Below are 20,334 nucleotides of genomic sequence, written 5' to 3'. Positions count from 1 at the left end.
TGTCGAATGACAATCGAATTTTCTAACTTCTCTTTTAGATATGAGTCGCTGGACAAACCGACGCTAAGAAATATCAATCTAAGGATAGAGAAAGGAGAGAAAATCGTCATTATTGGTCCAAGTGGTAGTGGTAAATCTACCCTTGGCCAGTGTTTAAATGGGCTTATCCCCCACGCAATCAAAGGTGAAGTGTCCGGCTCTTTGACCATCAACGGTCAAGAAACGGCGACGTTCGCCATGCACCAATTCACCGAACAGGTTGGGACAGTGCTGCAAGACACCGACAGCCAATTTGTCGGTTTAAGCATCGGTGAAGACATCGCGTTTGCACTTGAAAACCAGCTCACCTCGAACATTGAGATGTACTCGCTGGTCAAAGCCACCGCGAAGATGGTGGACCTTGAGCAAATGTTGCAACGCTCGCCACACGATCTCTCGGGCGGACAGAAACAACGTGTTTCACTGGCAGGTATTCTCGTGGATGATGTCGATATTCTGCTGTTTGATGAACCTTTGGCAGCGCTCGATCCAAAAACCGGCAAACGCACCATTGAAATCATTGATGAGCTCCATCGCAAGACAGGCAAAACCGTGGTCATCATCGAGCACCGTCTCGAGGATGTGCTGCATCGTCACGTCGACCGCATCATTCTGATGGATGACGGTGAGATCATGGCTGATACCACGCCAGACGAGCTGCTTGCTTCGCCATTATTGGCACAATATGGTATTCGCGAGCCGCTTTACCTAACGGCGCTAAAATCCGCAGGCTGCCATCTTGCGCTAGACGATCACCCCTCAAGCTTAAGCGAGTTGCCCTTGGCCAATTATCAGCACGCAATGGCAGATTGGTTTCACCAAGCGAACACGACAAGCAACCACATTCGTTCAGAGACTTTGCTTGACGTGCGCAACTTAACCTACTCCTACGATGGTGAGAAAAACGCATTAGAAGGGGTAAGTTTCAATGTGCAACGCGGCGAATTTGTCTCGATATTGGGCAAAAATGGTTCCGGTAAATCGACCATCACCAAGCTGATCATGGGCGTGATTGAACCCGATGACGGCGCGATTTACTTAAACGGCCAAGATCTTAGCGAGCTGACCATTTTCGAGCGCAGTCAAAAAGTGGGTGTGGTGATGCAAAACCCTAACCACATGATTTCGCACCATATGATTTTTGACGAAGTCGCATTTGGCCTGCGCAATCGAGGTTGGGACGAGCAGCAAGTCAACGACAAGGTGCTTGAAGTGCTCGAATTGTGTGGTCTAAGCAAATATCGTCATTGGCCAATTGAAGCGCTCAGCTACGGCCAAAAGAAACGCGTCACCATCGCTTCGATTCTCGCCCTAGAGCCTGAACTGTTGATCCTCGACGAGCCCACTGCAGGTCAGGACTACCGCAACTACACCTCAATGCTGAGTTTCATTGAAAAGCTCAATCGAGAGCTAGGCATCACCGTCGTGATCATTTCTCATGACATGCACTTGGTACTGGAATACACCACACGCTCAATCGTGATTGCAGATAGCCAGCTTGTGGCCGACGCGCCGATGACGGATGTTTTCAGTAACCCTGCATTGCTAGACCAAGCGAACCTAACCACCACCAGCCTGTATGAGCTTGCGACGCGCTTAAACATGGCTGAAACCAACGCCTTTATGCAGCATTTTATTGATGTCGAAAAAGCCTCTCGCTTAGAGAAAACCGTTGAGAGAAATGTGGCATGAAAGACAACAAAATGAAGTTTGGTATCAATTACATCGATACCCAATCTCCGCTGCATAAGCTTAACGGCATCACCAAGTTTTTGCTGTTCATCGCCTGGGTGACGGTCGTCTTAACCACGTTCGACCTGCGTTTGATCAGCGTGTTGATCATCGTTGGCCTTGGGCTACTCAAAATGACCAAGGTGCCTTTTCATGTTTACAAGCCATTGCTACTCGGCACCGCCAGTGTATTGTTGATCAATGCCTTGTTTATGTTTGCCCTTGCGCCACAGCAAGGCAGTGAGTTCATGGGCTCAACGACGGTCTTATTGCCATTGCCCGGTCAATACTCTTTGACGCAGGAAACCTTGTTCTATCTACTGACGGTTACGCTCAAGTATTTCAGCATGTTCCCGATTGCGTTGGTGTTTGTTTTCACAACCCATCCAACCGAGTTTGCCGCCAGTTTGAACCGTTTAGGCGTGCCGTACAAAATCGCTTATGCGGTGAGCTTAACACTGCGTTATTTACCGGAAGTGAAAAAAGACTTCGTCAATATCATGCATGCACAACAAGCAAGAGGGGTCGAACTGAGTAAAAAAGCGCCCCTGTTCACGCGCATGAAAAACGTCGCGAAAATTCTTGGTCCACTGATTTTCTCGAGCCTCGATCGAGCCGATCAAATCTCCAACGCGATGACGCTGCGTGGTTTTGGCCGTCACAACCAACGAACTTGGTACAGCTTAAAGCCGCTGAGTCGCTCCGATAAGCTGTGTATGATGGGCATTGCGCTTATCGTAACACTGGCCATTGCCAAACGTGTCATCGAGCCTCAGCTCTTCTGGTACCCGTTCTGATGATCACAAAGGGATGCACACTGCATCCCTTTGTTTTTGCCCCAATAGAACAAGCCTGTTAACTCCACTTGAGAATCCGAGTCTCGTTGCCCTCTTCCGGTTTGGCGGGAATATTGAAAGAAAGCAGTAAACTTATCGCCGCCATAAACGCGCCAATGTAAAACACGCTGGCAGGCGAGACGAGCCAAATCACGCCGAATGTTACTGGGATCACCACCGCGGCAATGTGATTAATGGTAAAGGCGACGCCAGCCGTCGATGCCATATCCGCAGGGTCTGCAATCTTTTGAAAGTACGTTTTAATCGCCAACGCCAAGGCAAAAAAGAGATGGTCGATGATGTACAATGCGGCCGCCCATTCGGCGGACTGCACCAGCGCATAACCGACAAAGACGAAGATCAAACCTACGTATTCAAAGGTCAATGCTTTACGCTCACCCACCACACCGATAAAACGGCCAATACGTTTGGCAAACAAAAAGTTGAACAGGTAGTTTGCCAAAAACAGCAAGGTGATATCGGCAGCGGAATAACCAAACTTCTCCACCATGAGGAAGCCTGCGAAAACAGTAAAGATCTGTCTACGCGCCCCGCTCATAAAGGTGAGCGCGTAGTAGAGCCAATAACGCTTTCGCAGTATCAACTTCTTGTTCTGCACCACCGTCGTTTGAAACTGAGGAAAAGCAAACGCCATGACTATCACTAGCACAAAGCCAACCCCACCTGCCAGCAGATAGACCATTTGAAAACTCAGTTGCCACACCTCAAGCAGTAGCCAAATCGCACCGTAAGTGACTAACGACGCCAGTGCGCCAATCGAGACCAGTTTACCCAGCATCTCCGGTGCTTCTTCTTTGCTTAACCACTGTAATGACAGTGATTGTTTCAACGTTTCGAAATAGTGGAAGCCTGTCGACATCAGTAACGTCGTCGCTAACAAGCCAAACAGCGAAGGAAAGAATCCCGTCAATGCCGTCCCCAACGTCAACATCGCCAGTGAGATCAGCATGAAGCGCTGCTCTCGTACAAACAGCAAAACAAACACAACCGTAAAGGCAAGAAAACCGGGGATTTCCCGAACACTTTGTAGCAAACCAATATCGGCGCCATCAAACTGTGCCTTTTCAATCACAAAGTTATTGAGCAGCGCCATCCAAGTCGAAAATGCGATAGGGACGATGATAGAAATGAGCAATAAGAAATTTTGCGGTGTTTGCCAGCGATGGCGATGTGCACGCATGGGCTATCCTTAGTTCTGCGTTAGGTAAGAGCATTGTTATACCACCATCATACCCATGAGATGCACTTCAAGAAACCATCGGGATGAAAAAAGCAAAGGCTCAATACCACCTTCGTTGTATTGAGCCTTTGGTAACGATAACCCTAGAGAGTTACTGCGTTTTGTCTAATTGTGCTAACAAGCTTTCAATCGAAACTTTCAGTTGGCGATCGTAATTGTTCGCAATGTCTTCTGGTGAGTTATAAACCAACACATCAGGCACCACTTCTTGGTTTTCGAACCATCGACCTTGGTCATCTTTGAAGCCGAGCTGCGGAATGCCATACACCAAACTCTGCTCTTGTTGTGGTTCCCACAACACCGCCGTTCCAGTACCCGGCACTCGTTCACCCACCAACTGACCAATGCCCTCACGCTGGTAGAAATAAGGCACAATCGAGCCATCGGAATAGCTAGCGGCGTTTGCCAGCATGATGCTCGGTTTTGCCCAGCGGCGCTCTGGGAATGTCGACAGTTGATAGCCATCACGCGTCACTTGAGCACTATGGCGCGTGCCGGAAAGGGTTTCCATCAGTTGATCATGCAAATTCCCGCCCATGTTGTAGCGGATATCGATGATGACCCCTTCTTTGTCGTTGTACTCACCAAATAACTCATTGACTAAGGTTTCGTAGGACGCTGGTCCCATCTCAGGAATATGGATATAACCCAGTCTGCCTTGCGAACGTTCTTCGGTCAGGGCTTTGCGTTGTTCAACCCACAGCTCGTAAGCCAACTGAGCCTCTTGTTCAAGCGACGTCGGCACCAGCAGCACATTTTGCGCGGCTTTATCACCCGGTTTGAGCACACTTAAACGAACGCGTTTGCCCGCTTTGTTATCCAGCAGCGGATAGATATCCATTTCTGGAGCCACCTCTATGCCATCCACAGAGTAGATGATACTGCCCGCCTTGATCGGAGATTGGTAGATATCCGCAGGACCACCTGGAATCACCGCTTTAACACGAACCCCTTTGCCGCGGTATTGGTCATCATAAAAAAGCCCAAGTGACGCCGGCTCCGACCAAGTTGAATGGTAGCTACTGTAACTTGCTCCGGTGTGTGACGCATTCAATTCACCCGACATTTCACTCAGTAACTCCGCAAAATCTTGGTAGTGATGAATCCCTGGCAGATATCGTTTATACGCCTCGCCATAGCCTTGCCAGTCCACGCCATGCATGCCTTTGTCATAAAAACGGGTATCCGTTTGACGCCAAGCGTGATCAAAGATGTACTCCACCTCCGCACGGAAATCATAATTGGCGTCTGCTTGGTAATCGACATAGTTGCCCTCACCACTTGGCAGATGCAACTCTTCAATACCGTGCGCACCGATAATCACCAAGGTTTCGATATCTGGCTCCATCTTCACCGCAGCAACATCTTCACTGCTGCGTGTAAACAGAACGTTCGTTTCCCCGGTTTGGGTATTGATGTCGGTGAACTCTACCTCGTCGCCGACCAAGTTTGCCACCAACAAGGATTGATTGTCCGGCGAAAGGTAGCTGAAAATTGGCGTCATGGAATACGGGGTAACTCGATAGGTACGATGTTTGAGCCCTTTACTCTCCACCACGGTCTCTTGTGGGGTTTGCTCGCCTGGCTCTTCGCCGGAGTCCGCTGCGCGCTCCTCTTCGAGCCAACGTTGCTCATCGTCCTTCTTCCAATTGAAATCCGCTTCTTGGTTGAGAACCGTCAGATAGATGTCTGACTGCACCGCCCACTTATCGATATCTCTCAAGCTATTTCGATCAGTGCTCCAATAGATCATCTGCCCGTCGTGGCTAAACTTCGGCTCACCCTCAATAAAACCGGTATTGGTAATTTGCAATGGCTTTTCACTGCCATCCGCTTTTAGCAGCACAATATCAGCGTTGTAGGAGGCACGATTACGGGTCACCAAGTATTGGCTATCTGGCGACCATTCATAACTCAGATCCTGATCGACGTAGGAATAGAGTTGCGAAGAGTCTAACAGCACGTGATAACTGTCGTTTTCGATGTCATACACCTTGATCGAATTGCTGTTTTCGCGATAGGCGATCTTGGTCCCATCTGGAGAATACAGCGGCTGAGTTTGGTCAACCGCTTCATCCGAAAGCTGTTCTTCCACCACATCAAACGAAGTGGAAAAGCTTCTGCCCGTATCATTAATGTAGCTGTGGAAGACATCCCAATTGCCATTTCTCTCCGATGCATAAAGCAATGAAAGGCCATCATTTGAGAAAGAAAGATAACGCTCTGCTTGCGGGGTCTTGGTTACGCGCTTAGTCACCCCTGAGAGCAGAGAAACCACGTAAACATCACCTCTGGCGACTATGGCAACTTCTGGCGCCACCGGCGAAACCGCAATTTCAGTCGCTTCATGATTGAGGTTAACAAATCGCTTCCCTTTGCTGAGAAAGGATTGCCGAATAGTCACCTGTAATGGTTTAGCATCCGCTTCATCTTTGCCTTTAAACCAAATATCGCCATCGTAGCCATAGGCGAGATCACCTTGCTGGCTAATCGATAAGAAACGCACAGGTAAAAACTCGTGTTGGGTTATCTGTACGGGTTCAGCCGAAGGGTCGGATAACACGCGTTGCCAAACATTGAAGCTGCCTGAACGTTCAGACAAATAGAACATAGAGCGGCCATCTTCAGCCCACACCGCATTGCGGTCTTCACCACGATAATTGGTCAGTTTTGTGTGCTTACCCGTTTTAGGGTCAAAGCGCCAGATATCGCGCGCGGCGTCAGAGACATCGCGTTTACGCCACTCTTGCTCCATCGGTGACGGCAAATCGGTATAGAGATACTCGCCTGTTTGCCCATTAATCGACAAACTGCTGATTGGATTGGCAAGCAGCAGCTTTTCACGCCCTCCACTCACATCCACCGAGTAGATCTGCGCTGACGCGCTACCCGCAAAGCCATTGTTCACACTGCTCTCGATATCACCGATCCGCGACGATCGAAAATAGACTTCTTGTCCATCCGGACTAAAAGCGTAAGGAACATCTTTGCTAAAGTGGTAAGTCAGTCGCTTTGCGTCTCCGCCGTTCGCGCTCACCAAAAAAACGTCACCTGGCCCGAAGCGATCGGTCGTAAACGCAATGGATTCCCCGTCCGGTGACCAAATGGGATTCTCACTGTAGCTGTCAGCAGAAGTGAGAGGAATGGCTTCTCCCCCTTTGCTTGCGATAAGCCAAATCTGCCCTGCGTAGGTAAACGCGATTCGTTGACCGTCTGGCGATAAAGCGATGTCTCGCAACCAGGTGGGTTGAGAGTTTGTGGTCGTTGTAGCAACACTTTCTTGAGCTAAGCTCAGATTTGAAAGACTGGCCAGTAAGACCAATGCAATCGAGTTGGCAGTAAAACGTTGAATTCGCATCCGTTTTCCTTGCGTTATTGTAATAAGAATGAGCTTGAATGAATCAAACAGTGTTTTTTATACAGGTTTTTGACTATAGATAACAGGGAAAAATTCCATCAAAAAATCAAATAGGACCAGTGAATGATTGAACATTAATACAGCATTCACTAATACACCTTAATCCACAAGGCCCTGAGGGTTATTCACTATTGCCATTTCTAACCTACTCAGTTTGTTAATAAAAATCTGGTTTTCATTAACAAATGCCGTTAGATTGATAAAACAACAACAAACAAGGAGAAATGCATGGAGATTACTATTCGTCCAACCTCAATCGAGGACGCCGAAGCACTCGTTGAGCTTTATTCTCAACCTAAGGCACAACGTGAGACCCTGCAGCTCCCAAAACCGTCAGTGGCGATGTGGCAGGAAAGGCTATCGAGCATCCCTGCGGGTGTGTATAGCTATGTAGCAATAGTTGATGGGAAAGTGGTTGGCAATATTGGATTTCAGCACTCACAAAGGCCAAGAACGGCGCACTGTGCTTCATTTGGCATTGGCGTACACGATGATTTTCACGGCTTAGGCATTGGCAGCAAGTTGATCGAAACCGTCACGGAACTGGCAGATAACTGGCTCAATGTAAGAAGAATTCAGATCGAAGTGAATGTCGATAATGAAAAGGCGATTTCTCTCTATAAAAAGCATGGTTTTGTGATTGAAGGTGAAGCCGTCGATTCCTCGTTTCGCGAAGGGCGATTTATTAACACCTACTATATGGCAAGAATCAACCCAAATACCCAGTAGTTCACTTCAAATCGAGACGATTTAGCTCAAAAAGCCAGCTTTCGCTGGCTTTTTCATGCTTTCAGGTGATGCCACTCAGAGTGTCGCTCTAAATAATGTTTAACATAGCTACAAACAGGGACGATCTTGTAGCCTTGTGCCTCGATAATCGGCAATACGGCTTCCATCATCAATTTACCATACCCTCCTCCACGCAGCTCTTCTGGGACGCGAGTGGAAGTGATGGACATAACATCATCATGCAGCTGATAGCGAACCGTTGCGTAGTACATCCCCTCTAAATGAACTTGAAAAAGCGCATTTTTCTCATCATGAGTGACATGATTCACAATTTCTCTCCCTATTTTTGCGTAATCAGCATTGAATCAATAACAACAGCTAAATAAAATCTTTAACTGAACATATACACTAAACTTATTAAGCTAGATTCATTCAGTGTAGATGAACTTTTGCGCTATGAATCCGCACAATTACAACGTTGCAGGCCGTTTCATTAGGATAAGGAACAATGAATTTACCTATGGCTAAACTCCAAGGACGCAATCACGCATTAGCGCCAAATCATGCTCAGCGCTTAACGAGCACTTTCAACAGTACCGATGCGCTTGCAATGATTGAACATGGTAGTGAAATCACACTCAATGTAACGACGCCAGTTGGAACCAAATTTTTAACCACAAGCCTATTTGTTGGGTCACATTCTGGCAATGCCATGCTGGTTGAGATACCGCAGATTTCTGAAGACGATCTTAAGTTTTACTTCCAAGAAGGCTTTTGGATAAACGTTAAAGCCCTTTCTCACCGAGGTGAAGGCGCCATCATCCATTTTCGTAGTCAACTGACTCACCGTTTAGGCGACCCATTCCCCGTTCTCGTACTCAGCGTGCCAAGCACCATGCAAGTGGCTCAGCTTCGCAAAGAGACGCGCTACGAGGTTAACCTCCCGGCGAAAGCTTACGTTAATGACTATAAGGTGGAATGTGAAATTCGCGACCTCTCTCGTGGCGGGTGTCGCTTTGTCACGGCGCCAATGAGCCGAACTTTCACTGTGGGTGATGAAGTGTCATTGGAGATTCTACTCGGGAAAGCAGGTGGGCCAACCTTAGCGCCGCTGAAAGGAAAAGTCTGTAATTTACAGCGTTCAACGCATTACGCGCGTTACGGTGTCGAATTTGATGATTTCGGCAAGCACAATGCGAAAAACTTACTTGGTCATTTGAAGTTTGACGGAACCAAGCTCAAGCTCAAACGTTAGGCGTGCCGATAAGTTGCTTGTCGATAAAAGAAAACCGTCGCTAGGACGGTTTTCTTCGTTTTGAATGGTGATTACAGACGGAAGAAGCTCAATTGGGCTTTTTGTTTTTCCGCTAGATGAGAGAGTTCGTTACTTGCGCTGGCGCTTTGGCTGATACCCGCTACGTTTTGGTTCACCAGTTCAGACATGTTCACGACGTTGCGGTTGATGTCTTGTGTCACTTGTGATTGTTCTTCCGCTGCCGTTGCCACTTGTGCGTTCGAATCATTAATGTTCGCGACAGCTTCAGTAATACCAACCAAAGCATCATTTGCTCGTTGAGTCAGTTCGTTGTTGCGCTCTAGCATGTTCAAGCTCTCTTGCATGCTGTCATTGGCTAGGCCAGATTGCAGTTGAAGCTGCTCAATGATCTCTTGAATTTCTTTGGTTGAATCTTGCGTACGAGCCGCCAACATACGTACTTCGTCTGCCACTACCGCAAAACCACGGCCAGATTCACCAGCACGGGCAGCTTCAATTGCCGCATTCAGCGCTAGCAGGTTGGTTTGCTCAGAAACGCCACGAATCACTTCAATCACATCGTTGATCTGCACGGATTGCTCTTTCAAGCTCAATACCACGCGTGCGGCATCGTTCAGTGCCGATGACATCTGTTGGCTTGCTTCGGCACTCTCTTTAAAGATCGCCAAACCCGATTTCGCTAAACCGTCTGTTTCACGAGCAGTTGCATCCGCCGAGGTCGCGTTATCGCTAACGTTGTTCGCGGTACTTGCAAGCTCGTTCACGGCAGAAGCGACTTGTTCAATTTCCGCCAACTCTTGTTGCGCGTTTGCTTCAGATTGTGTCATGACAGCGGCAAGCTCTGTTGATGCCGATGCCACTTCTTCAGAAATACGGATCAGGTGTTCCACCGTGCTGTGCAACTGGCTCGCTGTGGTGTTCACGTCTTTGCTAAGGTGCGCAATTTCATTGTCGCCATCGACGTCCGCACGAACAGAAAGGTTACCTTGTGAGAGTTCACGCATCACCGCTTGTAGCTTGATCACGGGTGTCACAATCATGCCAGAGAGGAACCATGCCACCAACAAGGAGAGCGCCAACACACCAAGGACCGTAATGGTTGCCATGTTTTGTACATGAACGTTATCACGGTTACTTTTCGCCATTGTTTCAGAAGCAACACGGTTCACTTTCTGCGACATCGCGTTGATAGCTGATACCATGTCATCGCCCACTTTGCGGTAATCCGCGATAAAGCGGTTGTATTCTGCCGCCGAGACAGTGCCTTGATCATGGCGACCAAAGAAGCTCACTGCACTGGTCGAATAGTCGATGTAGTTGTTGATCGCTTTACGCACTTCAGCCGCTTCTGTGCGGAAGTCGCCCTGCTTCGCCATCTGATCCAAATCCAGATTGATCTCTTTCGCACCTTGCTTAAGTTGCGCTAGGAATGCATCACGACGGTTCGCATCGTAAATGGCGTAAACCGCGCTAATTCGCAACGGGTAAACCGCGTCGTCAATCTTTGCCAATGTGTCTTTGTAGAAAACCAGAGAATTGGTGTTATGAGTGATGATATCTTGCTCTGCTTGCAGCTTGTCTTTGGTGATCCAAAGAGAAATCAGCAAAGCCAGTGCAGTCAACATAACAGGAACTAAAACTTGGGTTCGAACGGACAAGTTTTTTAGAGAAAATTGCATTTAACGCCTCAATCTATCAAATGTTCGCTTCCGTGCTCTGGGAACAAAGCCAAAAGTTGGAAAGACGAAATTCTAGATCTTGGTCACGTTTTTGTCTATATAAAATGCTAATAATTTCATAAGGTTAACGCCATAAAAATGACAAACGCCAAATTTACGACCATATAAAAGCAAATGAAGAAATGTAGAAGAATATGCATTTACAGCATCAATTAATTGGATGCTCATATTCAATAATGACCTGATTACCTTCCACATACACGTTGCGGATCACCCCATCAACCGTGACCTTGTTTTGCAAAAAGATCGTCTGCGACGTTGAGAGGTCACGACGAGAAAGTGAAGGAATCACTTTGAAAGGTTGCACGTGGAGCTGCTCGCACAGTTGGTTGATAAAACCCAATGTCAGCGGCGTATCGCCACGTAAATAAGCAGAGAATTCGTGATGATTAAGGCCAAGACGTCGCGTCATTTCCATCTGCGTAATATGCATTTTTGCTTTTTGCGACATCCAGATATCGTAAAGCGCAATACGATCCTTCTCAGTAAATTCCATCACTTTTCCCCAATCATCCAATCTGAGTAGAAAACTCTCATGAATTAATAACTAAAGTGTTAGTTATAAGTCAAAAAACAGGCTGTTTTCTGCTTCAGAAACGGTACTTGTTGCACAAAACTCGATCATGTTCACACACAGCGGCTATAGGCAAAGCCAATCATTGACCCGCAAATCACTTTTTCTCATCGCTTTTTTGGGTTATTCATCGATTTTCTGATACCTTTCGGGTTTTGATTCAAACGATGAGTTTTTCAATATGAATGATTGGTTAATTGAGCTGCAACGAGCACTCTTTAGTAATCACAAGGATTGGTTCGGCAGTGTCCTGTTTATTACAGGTTGCAGCGCCATCGCATGGATCGTCTGGCGCGTCGTCGCATCGCGCTTGCATCAGTTGGCAGAGAAAACCCGACTTCACTGGGATGATCTTCTGCTGGAAGCTTTTAGAACCCCTATCAGCACTTTTATCTGGCTTTGGCCAGGAACCATCTCTCTTGGCATTATCGTCCAAAGCCAAACCGGCCAAAGCTTAGCTTGGCTTGGCACCGCGAAACTCATCATGGTGATTTCGCTGCTAGTTTGGATTGTCATGCGCTTTGTCAATCGCGCAGAAGAGTATGTTTTGGCTGCTCAAAGCTACGACGAGACCACAGTGCAAGCCACTGCTAAGGTGGCGAGGTTATTTATTCTTACCATCGGCACGCTGACCATGATGCAGGTGTTTGGCCTGAGTTTGTCTGGCTTGTTAACCTTCGGTGGCGTGGGTGGTTTGATCGTCGGTTTAGCGGCCAAAGACCTTCTTTCAAACTTCTTTGGTGGTTTGATGATCTACTTTGACCGTCCATTCAAAGTGGGAGATTGGGTACGATCTCCGGATCGCCAAATTGAAGGCACCGTCGAGCGCATCGGTTGGCGAATGACCATTATTCGCACCTTTGATAAACGCCCATTGTATGTACCCAATTCGGTGTTTAGCAATATTGTGGTGGAAAACCCTTCGCGCATGCTCAATCGTCGTATTTACGAAACCATTGGTGTGCGTTATGACGATTGTAATAAGCTACCTCAAATCATTGAGCAAGTGCGTGAGATGCTGAAACATCACCCCGATATCGATGCAAATCAGACCTTGATCGTGAATTTTAATAGCTTTGGTTCTTCGTCACTCAACTTCTTTGTCTACACGTTTACCAAAACGGTGAACTGGGTGGAATACCACGGTGTGAAGCAAGATGTACTACTCAAAGTGATGGAAATTATTCAGAAAAACGGTGCAGATATTGCCTTCCCGACTCAAACATTGAAGTTTGACCCCGTTCAAGCTGGGCTGATGGAATCCAACCGCTCTCAATCGGAGTAACGTTCACCTTAGAACAAAACACCAAATAAACAACAAAGCCCGTGCTTGATGATTCAGCGCGGGCTTTTTAATTAAATACGTGGCGCCAACTGACGGTGAATCACCAGTCAAAATGCCATCTTCAATCGTTACTCTTTGCTTAATACAACACGAGCATTAAGTGGCTGAACCGGGCGGTTATTTTGGCCCATAGCCTGCATCAATACGTGCGTCTGAGTGGGTGACAGCTCACTGGCTTCCTTAATCACGAGCCAACGAACGCCCTCGCTACAAGGAGGCGTAGTGAGTGAACCGTTAAAGCGATAGTACTCGGAGTGCGCAGGAATCAAGTCGTTAACGTCAAACGCTTGGGCTAGTTTTACTTCCTCACCCGCTTTTGGCACTTTTGCAATCAACGAGTTCAACGCTTGGTTTTGGCTACCCGACTCAAACATCACAGCCACCACCGCCAAGTTGCCCGCTTTGTCTGCATGCACAAAGTGCGCCTCTAGCGGATATTGCTTACCTTGGATCAAGTTTTCAGATGGCGTATGGAAGTGAAATTGTTTCAGTTCAAAGCTTTTACCGTCAATATCCAGTACATTCTCGCCAGATAGGCTTCCCTGCAATGTGTGGCCATTGTTACTCAGTGCAATCACTTGGCCTGAATAGTGCAGGTCTAAACCTTTGAGATCAGCTTGTGTTGGCTGACGGATATCAATCGGGCTTTGGTTTTTCCCCATCGCACACTCTTTGGCAATCTCTCCCCAGTGCTCTGGTCCATGTTTACCCTCATAACCCCATTCGGCGGCATGGCATCCCATCGCCGTTAGACCGGTCGCAAGCACTGCGGCTATCACTGTTTTTTTCATTTTCTTTCCTTGCTTTCGTTGTGTTTTATAGAACCGCGCCATGGTAATCACAAACGATCAGAATCGGGCAACGTGCAATCTTTGTTTGCTGTCGAGATTTGGAAGCAGACACAATCATGGTGTAACTGAGATGATGATTAATTGGTAAGCGAGTGAGTTCGATTCCATAAAATAAGCCGAGATTTCTCTCGGCTCATCGTGATCATGTTGCTTCTATCTGCACGTTTTAAGGCTACTTGTAGCCACCATACACAATTGGTGCGTCAAGCGAGAGGCGGACTCGATTACGATGAATTGCCTCTGGCGGCAAACTAATGAAGCCGTGCTCTGCAATGGTTTCCTGCCCCTCTTCTCCTAATGTTAAACCGACGAAATACTTCTCCGCATCGGTGAGGTAATTGCGATTGGGCGGCAAATTAAGGTAAAGATAATAGACGTTAGACAATGGATAGCGGCCAGACAAAATCGTCTCTTTGTTGAGGTCAAAACGTTCGCCATTGCGGTTGATGATATCAAGGCGGCGTACACCACTCTCAAGCTCTGCATAAACGGTGTAACCCATCAGGTTCTTGTCATCGGCGATGGCCTCAATAAGTTGCTCACGCTCAGGATAATACTGGGTAAGCGAGCTTTGAGGCGATTCACACTCCACCAGCTTAGAAAAGTTGAGATGCTTAGCCAGTTCGTTTTCTACTGCCACAGGTTTGATGGTTTGATACTCTTCACCAAGAATCTTATTCCACTGCATCTGTTCAGGTTGGTCATGACAACCGAAGATCAACTCCAACTCGTCAATGGTTACCCCACCAATCGGATTCTCCTCATTTACCAAGATGGTAATGACGTCTGAAGTGAAAAACAGTTCAGTCGGGCGATAACCATACTTGTGTTCAAACAAGGCGATTTCACTGTCGAGCCATTTACGTGAGCTGATACCCAGATGCGCTTGGTTGTCGATCATTGCGCCTTGCACATCGGCACTTTTTCGCGCGGTGATATCGAGCTCTGCCGATTGGATTAAATCGTTAGCAACCGCCATCAATTCTTGCTCAACCAAAATACGTGAACTTTCCTCAGCCCAAACTCCCGCACTCAACGACAACCCAGCCAATGTGGTGATACAACCATTGATTAATTTCATTTTTGCTCCCTTCATGATTGCCACCCGTTATTGACGAACAGTTCGTTTGAGATTGGACGATTCTTGCTCTGAGGTATAAATCGTCCACTTCGCTTCGGTTTTCATATCTGGCTGGGTGATCACCGCGATGGTACGGCGTTTGCGGTCTTTGAGTTTCTCCGTCAACGCGGTCACTTGGGTAAATTCCTGCTCAGAAATGCGCTCTGGTGCGATGCCGTTTTCGATTAACGCCTCTTTTAATACCGAGGTGCGCTTTTTCGCCAACACTTGGTTGTACTCGTCGCTGCCTTCAGGGCTGGTGTCGCCGACCAGAATGACTTTTGCTTCTGTGCCCTGATTTAAAAGTGCCAGCAACTCGTCAAACTCGCTCGATTGATCGAGACGAATATGGGCATCGTCAAAATTGAAGTAAACGGTTTTGATGTCCACTTTTTGATAAATCGTCCAACGAGTACAGCCTTTGCTGTCGACTTCAGTGCCCAATGGTGTGTCTGCACAAATGTCACGCTGGTTGATCACACCATCTTTATCGCTGTCGCGCAGATCATCGATTTGATGACGAGTCATGGTGGTATCCGGCATTTGCGCGCAAGCCGTAAGCAACATAGGCAACACTGCGCAGGCTAATAAATTCAGTCTCATATTATTTCTCCTTTGCCTGCCATTCTTGTGGATGTTCTACGCGTAACGCATAGGTAAGCAGCCCCATTGCATTGAGTAATCGATACGCAGACAAGGTGTGGTCATACTGTGCAGCCACGCAGTTTCTGCGGGCCAAGAACACTTCCACTTTCGCATCCAGCACATCCAGTAGACTGCGTCTTCCGACCGAAAATTGTTGAATGTAGCCCTGCTCAGCCACTTTGGCGGAATCCACGTTTTGTTGCAGCAGTTGCTTTTGCTTGGCCAGCATGTCGTAGGCGTGCCAAGCCAATTCCGTTCCTTCTCTCACTTGACGTTCTGTGCGAATGCGAATTGCACGAGCTTGCTCTGCTCGCCATGCCGAAGACTCCACCCGTGCATTAGTTGAACCGCCATTAAACAGATCGTAATCGAGGGTCAACATGATGCGCGCATCTTCATCACGCCCTTCCGCACCACCGATGTTCTCGTTTTTGTTGGCTTGCAGCTCCAGTTTGATCTCTGGGTAATAGCCACTTTTCTCGCGCTTGATCTCTTTACGCGCCGCTTCAATATCTTGAATGGCGGCGCGAATTTCCGGATGGTTGTCTACCGCTTGTTGCACCGCTACCTCACGACTAGGTGGCAGTAGCGCAAGATCAAATACCGGATCCACCAACTCACGAGCGGGTTTGCCAACCAAACGAATAAACTGGGTTTCTAAATCATAAAGGTTGTTCTGCGCGGCAATCATGGACGATTTACTGGTCGCCACTCGTGCTGAAATCTGCGCCAAATCAGAATGGCTACTCAAGCCTTTGCCCGTTCTTTCCAGAATATCTTGATAGATCTCTTCATGTTCGCTGACATTACGCTCGGCCAGATCCAGCATGGTTTGTGCTTTAAGGTATTCTAAATAAACCTTCACCACATCCAAGGCAACGTTTTCTGCATCGGAGAGTAATGCCAAACGTTCAGATTCCGCTTCAAAGCTGAGACGGTCGACATTGGCGGTGGTTTTCATTCCATCAAACAACAGCTGCGACACTTTCACCCCAAGCTCACTGCGCGTGAGACCACGATCTTCGTCATCGATTTTTCGACCACTGTTGTAGTAGGTTTCCTCGTAGCCGATCGCGCCGTAGAGCTTCACTTGTGGCAGATAAAAGCCCTCGGCACCGTCCATATCTCGGATGACCGATTGATAGCGCGAGTACTGGGCAAGCACTTCTGGGCTGTAATCAATGGCCGATGCCACCGACTCCTCCAGTGAGATTGCATGCGCATGTGGCAGCGCCAGTGCCCATGACACCATGAGTAATTTTGAACGCATTCCCTTTCCTTTTCTGTTTATGGCTCTCTTAACGCCGTCTCTTTGGCTCTGAGAAGCGGCTTAAGCCAATAGCTCAATACGGTTTTCTCTCCCGACAATATGTCGACCATCGCCTGCATACCGGGGATAATCCTAAAATTCTGTTGTGATGCGTCATCGGTCATCAATTCAATATGAGCACGATAATACGGGTCGCCTTCTTCGGTTTTGAGTGAGTCAGCACTCACATACACCACTTTGCCTTTCTGCCCACCATAGATAACGAAGTCATAAGCGGTAAACTTGACCGTGGCTTCTAAACCAACTTTGACGTACGCAATATCTTGTGGCGCAATTCTCGCTTCCACAATTAAGCGGCTATCGAGCGGCACCAACTCCATAATCGGTTCACCCGGGCGCACCACACCACCAATCGAGCGGATCAAGACATCTTTTACCGTGCCATCCACCGGTGACAAAATTTCCGTGCGGCGCAATTGGTCGGCTATCGCCGATTGGCTCTCCTGCAAGCGCGCGAGCTCTGCCACCACTTCATTCAACTGACCCCGCGCTTTGGTGCGAAAATCGAGCGCAATGCCGCGATAATCCGCAATCGACTCGGAATAGGCCGCTTTTTGTTTCTGTGCCAGCACTTTTGCACTAGAAATATCGCCTTGCAGCTTGACGTAGTCGCGCTTGAGTTTAAGCAGCTCCACTTCGGCCACTGCCCCTGTTTTCACGACATCTTCCAGCATGTTGAGCTCTTTCTGTACAATCGCCATGCTGTTTTCCAAGGTGCGAATGTTGTTTAACGTATCTTGATAGGCTTGAGACTGCTGCTCAATACGCAGGGCGGATTCTTCCAGTTCCGAGTCCAACTGTTCCAAACGTTGATGGTAGTTTTCTCGCGCATTAAACTCGGCGCGAGTGACTTCATCTTGCCCACTTGGGTAAGGTTGCTTGGCAATGCGCACTTGTTGCTGCCAATCCGTGGCTCGCCCGTCAACCACAATGCTTTGCAGCTCGAGATCCAAACGCTTTTTCTGCGCGAGCAAGGTTTGCAATTGTTGATCCGACTCTTGGTAAGAAGCGCGAAAGCGGGTGTCATCGAGAACCATCAACGGCTGCCCTTTCACCACTTGTTCCCCTTGCGACACCAGCACTTGCTTAATGATGCCGCCTTCCAAACTTTGTATGGTTTGAATCGACAAGCTTGGCACCACTTTGCCGTCGCCTACCACTACCTCATCTAGGGTCGCCCATGAGGCCCAAACCCCTATCGCCAACACCAACGCAGCGCAAAGCCAAATGAGACGACGAGAACGGTAAGCAATGCGGTTATTCGACCACATGATCTGACTGCTCATGATTGCCCTCCTTTGACCACACTCACTGATTTCACTCGGCTGCGCACTCTTGCCGAACCTTGTTGCGTGAAGATCTCATGCGGGGTGCCTTGTGCCACCAATTTACCTTTATCGAGCACTAAAATGCGATCGCAAAGGGTAAGAAAACTCTGCTTATGTGAACTGATGACCAAGGTTTTGTCCGCTGGCAAACGCTGTAAAGCGTGGAAAAAACACTCTTCTGCCGCTTTGTCTAATGCACTGGTGGGTTCGTCCAAAAGCAACATTGCAGGATCGCGATAGATCGCGCGAGCGATCGCCACCGCCTGACGCTGCCCCCCAGAGAGAAAACGCCCCTGCTCACCCACCTGAGTTTCTAAGCCATTCGCTAAGCGAGGCATGTAATCATTGAGGCCAGAGAGCATCACCGCGTTGAGTAATCTTTGCTCATCAATGCTTTGGTCGCCAAAGGTGATGTTTTCATAGATGGTGCCATAAATCAGCCCAGGGTTTTGACCAACCCAGCCAATCCCCGCACGAATAACGCTGGGCGGCCATAACTGCGCATCAATGGTTTCGTAATACATTTGCCCAGCGGTTGGCAGCAACTGACGAGCAAGCAACGCCATTAAAGTAGACTTTCCTGAGCCAGCATTGCCGATAACACCGATTTTCTCTCCCGCTTTGATATCTAGTGAGATCGCTTCCAACGCGTGGATCTGCATCTCTGGGTAGGCGAAGCTGACGTTTCGCAAAGCGACATTCCCGTGGAACTCGCCTCTGTCCATCACTTGATGTGACGTAGATTCTTGAGGCGTGGCCATGATCTGGTTGAGCCCTTCCATTGCGGTTTGCGTCTGCTGGTAACGCAGCATCAGCATAGAAAGCTGGTTAATCGAAGACGCTGCACGCCCGCTGAGCATCACAATGGCAATCAAGCCTCCCATGCTCAATAGCCCTTCGGCAATCTGATACACGCCGAAAATGATCAAGGCGATCGTCACCACTTGCTGGCTCGACATAATGGAGTGAGAAACGATGTTGGAATAAAAACGCGAACGGGTTTGCCATTCCGACAACGCAGAAACCGTCTGTTCCCAGCGTTTTTGTGTCATCCCTTCAGCATTGTTTTGCTTGATGTCCGTCAGCGCTGACAGGCTATCGTAGACATGGGCTTGGCGTTGCGTAGAAAGACGCGCCGATTCAGTAAAGGTTTGTGCAAGGCGACCTTTCATCACAAAACTGAGCAGCAATAACGCCGCCATGACCGCCAGCGGGATCAACATCATCGCGCCGCCTAACCAGCCAATCAGCAGGAGGAAGAACAGCGTAAACGGTAGATCCACTAAAGTAACCAGTGACACTGAGGTGAGGAAATCTTTGACGCTATCGAAATCTTGCAACTGGCGGGCAAATGCCCCCACCGACTGAGGTCGCTGCTCAAGGCGCATCCCCAACACTTTTTGGAACAATTGCGCTGACAGTTTGTTTTCGACATAGCGACCCGCCATATCGGTCACTGAGCTGCGCGCTTCTCGTAATACCCAATCAAACACCACCACGATGATGACACCGACAGAAAGCACCCAAAGGGTATGGAAGGCTTGATTCGGCACCACGCGGTCGTACACATTCATAGTAAACAGCGGCACGACCATCGCCAGTAGGTTAATGACAAACGAGGCCAGTAAGAGATCACGATACCAAGGCCGCACTTCCATCAGCACTTGGCGAAACCAATGAACGGGCTTTTCTTCAATCAAACTTTCAACACGGCCATCAGCGGCAACCTGTGTCGAAAGCTGCCATATGCCCTCTTTCACTTGCGTTTTCAGCTCATCCAAGCTCAAGGTCACATCACTATTGGCCTGATGCGGCGATAAACAGCGGTAATGCTCGCCTTCTCGCCCCAAAATCAGCAGCGGGCTACCTTGCTTCTCCACGGCTAAACAAGGGAAAGTGGCCTGTTCCAGCAGTGACAAGCTGGTGAGGCCGACCTCTAGCTGCGCTTGCTCTGCCGCTCGTTGAAACAAAGCTTCACTTAATTGGCCATTTTCAAGGGGCAAGCCATTGACCACCTTCAAGGCGTGACAACGAATACCAAAATGTTGGCATGCCCAAAGAATGGCCGTTAACCAGTGATCTTGTCTCTCTTCCACGATTGTGTTCATACCA

At 48.3% G+C, this 20,334-nt stretch carries 16 protein-coding genes; 5 read left to right on the top strand and 11 right to left on the bottom strand.

Annotated elements, in window-relative coordinates:
- Positions 1–6 precede the first annotated feature (6 nt).
- Both VV1_RS22215 and VV1_RS22210 read left to right on the top strand, forming a co-directional pair.
- The gene (locus VV1_RS22215; protein ID WP_011082382.1) at positions 7–1,731 is read left to right on the top strand and encodes an ABC transporter ATP-binding protein; all 1,725 of its coding nucleotides are present in this window, start codon (positions 7–9) and stop codon (positions 1,729–1,731) included.
- Positions 1,728–2,567: an energy-coupling factor transporter transmembrane component T family protein gene (locus VV1_RS22210; RefSeq protein WP_011082381.1), complete on the top strand. Its 840-nt coding sequence runs from the start codon at positions 1,728–1,730 to the stop codon at positions 2,565–2,567. The genes VV1_RS22215 and VV1_RS22210 overlap by 4 nt, the downstream gene beginning before the upstream one ends.
- 58 nt (positions 2,568–2,625) lie before the next feature.
- Here VV1_RS22210 and VV1_RS22205 read toward each other — a convergent pair whose 3' ends face one another.
- Both VV1_RS22205 and VV1_RS22200 read right to left on the bottom strand, forming a co-directional pair.
- The gene (locus VV1_RS22205; protein WP_011082380.1) at positions 2,626–3,807 is read right to left on the bottom strand and encodes an MFS transporter; all 1,182 of its coding nucleotides are present in this window, start codon (positions 3,805–3,807) and stop codon (positions 2,626–2,628) included.
- A 151-nt stretch (positions 3,808–3,958) separates the two neighbouring features.
- The gene (locus tag VV1_RS22200) at positions 3,959–7,225 is read right to left on the bottom strand and encodes a S41 family peptidase (RefSeq protein WP_011082379.1); all 3,267 of its coding nucleotides are present in this window, start codon (positions 7,223–7,225) and stop codon (positions 3,959–3,961) included.
- 288 nt (positions 7,226–7,513) lie between these two features.
- Between VV1_RS22200 and VV1_RS22195 the strand changes: the two genes are divergently transcribed.
- On the top strand, positions 7,514–8,014 hold the full coding sequence (locus VV1_RS22195) for a GNAT family N-acetyltransferase (RefSeq protein ID WP_011082378.1): 501 nt from the start codon (positions 7,514–7,516) through the stop codon (positions 8,012–8,014).
- Positions 8,015–8,067: 53 nt separating this feature from the next.
- Here the strand turns inward: VV1_RS22195 and VV1_RS22190 are convergent, their stop codons facing one another.
- Positions 8,068–8,343, bottom strand: a complete 276-nt coding sequence (locus tag VV1_RS22190) for a GNAT family N-acetyltransferase (RefSeq protein WP_011082377.1) — start codon at positions 8,341–8,343, stop codon at positions 8,068–8,070.
- Positions 8,344–8,522: 179 nt separating this feature from the next.
- On the opposite strand from VV1_RS22190, the gene VV1_RS22185 reads away from it, so the two are divergent.
- Positions 8,523–9,269, top strand: a complete 747-nt coding sequence (locus VV1_RS22185; protein WP_011082376.1) for a flagellar brake protein — start codon at positions 8,523–8,525, stop codon at positions 9,267–9,269.
- A gap of 71 nt (positions 9,270–9,340) precedes the next feature.
- Here the strand turns inward: VV1_RS22185 and VV1_RS22180 are convergent, their stop codons facing one another.
- Together VV1_RS22180 and VV1_RS22175 are read right to left on the bottom strand one after the other, a co-directional pair.
- Entirely contained in the window at positions 9,341–10,969 is a 1,629-nt protein-coding gene (locus VV1_RS22180; protein WP_011082375.1) for a methyl-accepting chemotaxis protein, read from the bottom strand.
- 208 nt (positions 10,970–11,177) lie between these two features.
- Positions 11,178–11,525, bottom strand: a complete 348-nt coding sequence (locus VV1_RS22175; RefSeq protein WP_011082374.1) for a hypothetical protein — start codon at positions 11,523–11,525, stop codon at positions 11,178–11,180.
- Between the two features lie 259 nt (positions 11,526–11,784).
- On the opposite strand from VV1_RS22175, the gene VV1_RS22170 reads away from it, so the two are divergent.
- A complete protein-coding gene (locus VV1_RS22170; RefSeq protein ID WP_011082373.1) occupies positions 11,785–12,888 on the top strand; it encodes a mechanosensitive ion channel family protein in 1,104 nt (367 codons plus the stop codon).
- Between the two features lie 128 nt (positions 12,889–13,016).
- On the opposite strand, the gene VV1_RS22165 is transcribed toward VV1_RS22170, so the two are convergent.
- The 6 genes from VV1_RS22165 to VV1_RS22140 all read right to left on the bottom strand — a co-directional run bounded on the left by VV1_RS22165 (position 13,017) and on the right by VV1_RS22140 (position 20,330).
- Complete coding sequence (locus VV1_RS22165; RefSeq protein WP_011082372.1) at positions 13,017–13,739, bottom strand: carbonic anhydrase; 723 nt, start codon at positions 13,737–13,739, stop codon at positions 13,017–13,019.
- A gap of 232 nt (positions 13,740–13,971) precedes the next feature.
- Complete coding sequence (locus VV1_RS22160; RefSeq protein ID WP_011082371.1) at positions 13,972–14,880, bottom strand: PstS family phosphate ABC transporter substrate-binding protein; 909 nt, start codon at positions 14,878–14,880, stop codon at positions 13,972–13,974.
- A gap of 27 nt (positions 14,881–14,907) precedes the next feature.
- Complete coding sequence (locus VV1_RS22155; RefSeq protein WP_011082370.1) at positions 14,908–15,522, bottom strand: OmpA family protein; 615 nt, start codon at positions 15,520–15,522, stop codon at positions 14,908–14,910.
- A 1-nt stretch (position 15,523) separates the two neighbouring features.
- Entirely contained in the window at positions 15,524–16,834 is a 1,311-nt protein-coding gene (locus VV1_RS22150; RefSeq protein ID WP_011082369.1) for a TolC family outer membrane protein, read from the bottom strand.
- 17 nt (positions 16,835–16,851) lie between these two features.
- Entirely contained in the window at positions 16,852–18,180 is a 1,329-nt protein-coding gene (locus VV1_RS22145) for an HlyD family type I secretion periplasmic adaptor subunit (protein WP_011082368.1), read from the bottom strand.
- Complete coding sequence (locus VV1_RS22140) at positions 18,177–20,330, bottom strand: type I secretion system permease/ATPase (RefSeq protein WP_011082367.1); 2,154 nt, start codon at positions 20,328–20,330, stop codon at positions 18,177–18,179. The genes VV1_RS22145 and VV1_RS22140 overlap by 4 nt, the downstream gene beginning before the upstream one ends.
- Positions 20,331–20,334: the final 4 nt, after the last annotated feature.

Origin of the sequence: Vibrio vulnificus CMCP6, assembly GCF_000039765.1 — a bacterium.
Lineage (GTDB): Bacteria > Pseudomonadota > Gammaproteobacteria > Enterobacterales > Vibrionaceae > Vibrio > Vibrio vulnificus_B.
This window is presented reverse-complemented; position numbering and strand designations above follow the sequence as displayed.

Bases quoted from the DNA above. Each gene is read 5' to 3' on its own strand.
- VV1_RS22175 (WP_011082374.1), bottom strand. From the start codon at position 11,525: ATGGAATTTACTGAGAAGGATCGTATTGCGCTTTACGATATCTGGATG.
- VV1_RS22215 (WP_011082382.1), top strand. From the start codon at position 7: ATGACAATCGAATTTTCTAACTTCTCTTTTAGATATGAGTCGCTGGAC.
- VV1_RS22140 (WP_011082367.1), bottom strand. From the start codon at position 20,330: ATGAACACAATCGTGGAAGAGAGACAAGATCACTGGTTAACGGCCATT.
- VV1_RS22195 (WP_011082378.1), top strand. From the start codon at position 7,514: ATGGAGATTACTATTCGTCCAACCTCAATCGAGGACGCCGAAGCACTC.
- VV1_RS22185 (WP_011082376.1), top strand. From the start codon at position 8,523: ATGAATTTACCTATGGCTAAACTCCAAGGACGCAATCACGCATTAGCG.
- VV1_RS22160 (WP_011082371.1), bottom strand. From the start codon at position 14,880: ATGAAATTAATCAATGGTTGTATCACCACATTGGCTGGGTTGTCGTTG.
- VV1_RS22205 (WP_011082380.1), bottom strand. From the start codon at position 3,807: ATGCGTGCACATCGCCATCGCTGGCAAACACCGCAAAATTTCTTATTG.
- VV1_RS22165 (WP_011082372.1), bottom strand. From the start codon at position 13,739: ATGAAAAAAACAGTGATAGCCGCAGTGCTTGCGACCGGTCTAACGGCG.
- VV1_RS22200 (WP_011082379.1), bottom strand. From the start codon at position 7,225: ATGCGAATTCAACGTTTTACTGCCAACTCGATTGCATTGGTCTTACTG.
- VV1_RS22170 (WP_011082373.1), top strand. From the start codon at position 11,785: ATGAATGATTGGTTAATTGAGCTGCAACGAGCACTCTTTAGTAATCAC.
- VV1_RS22145 (WP_011082368.1), bottom strand. From the start codon at position 18,180: ATGAGCAGTCAGATCATGTGGTCGAATAACCGCATTGCTTACCGTTCT.
- VV1_RS22180 (WP_011082375.1), bottom strand. From the start codon at position 10,969: ATGCAATTTTCTCTAAAAAACTTGTCCGTTCGAACCCAAGTTTTAGTT.
- VV1_RS22155 (WP_011082370.1), bottom strand. From the start codon at position 15,522: ATGAGACTGAATTTATTAGCCTGCGCAGTGTTGCCTATGTTGCTTACG.
- VV1_RS22150 (WP_011082369.1), bottom strand. From the start codon at position 16,834: ATGCGTTCAAAATTACTCATGGTGTCATGGGCACTGGCGCTGCCACAT.
- VV1_RS22210 (WP_011082381.1), top strand. From the start codon at position 1,728: ATGAAAGACAACAAAATGAAGTTTGGTATCAATTACATCGATACCCAA.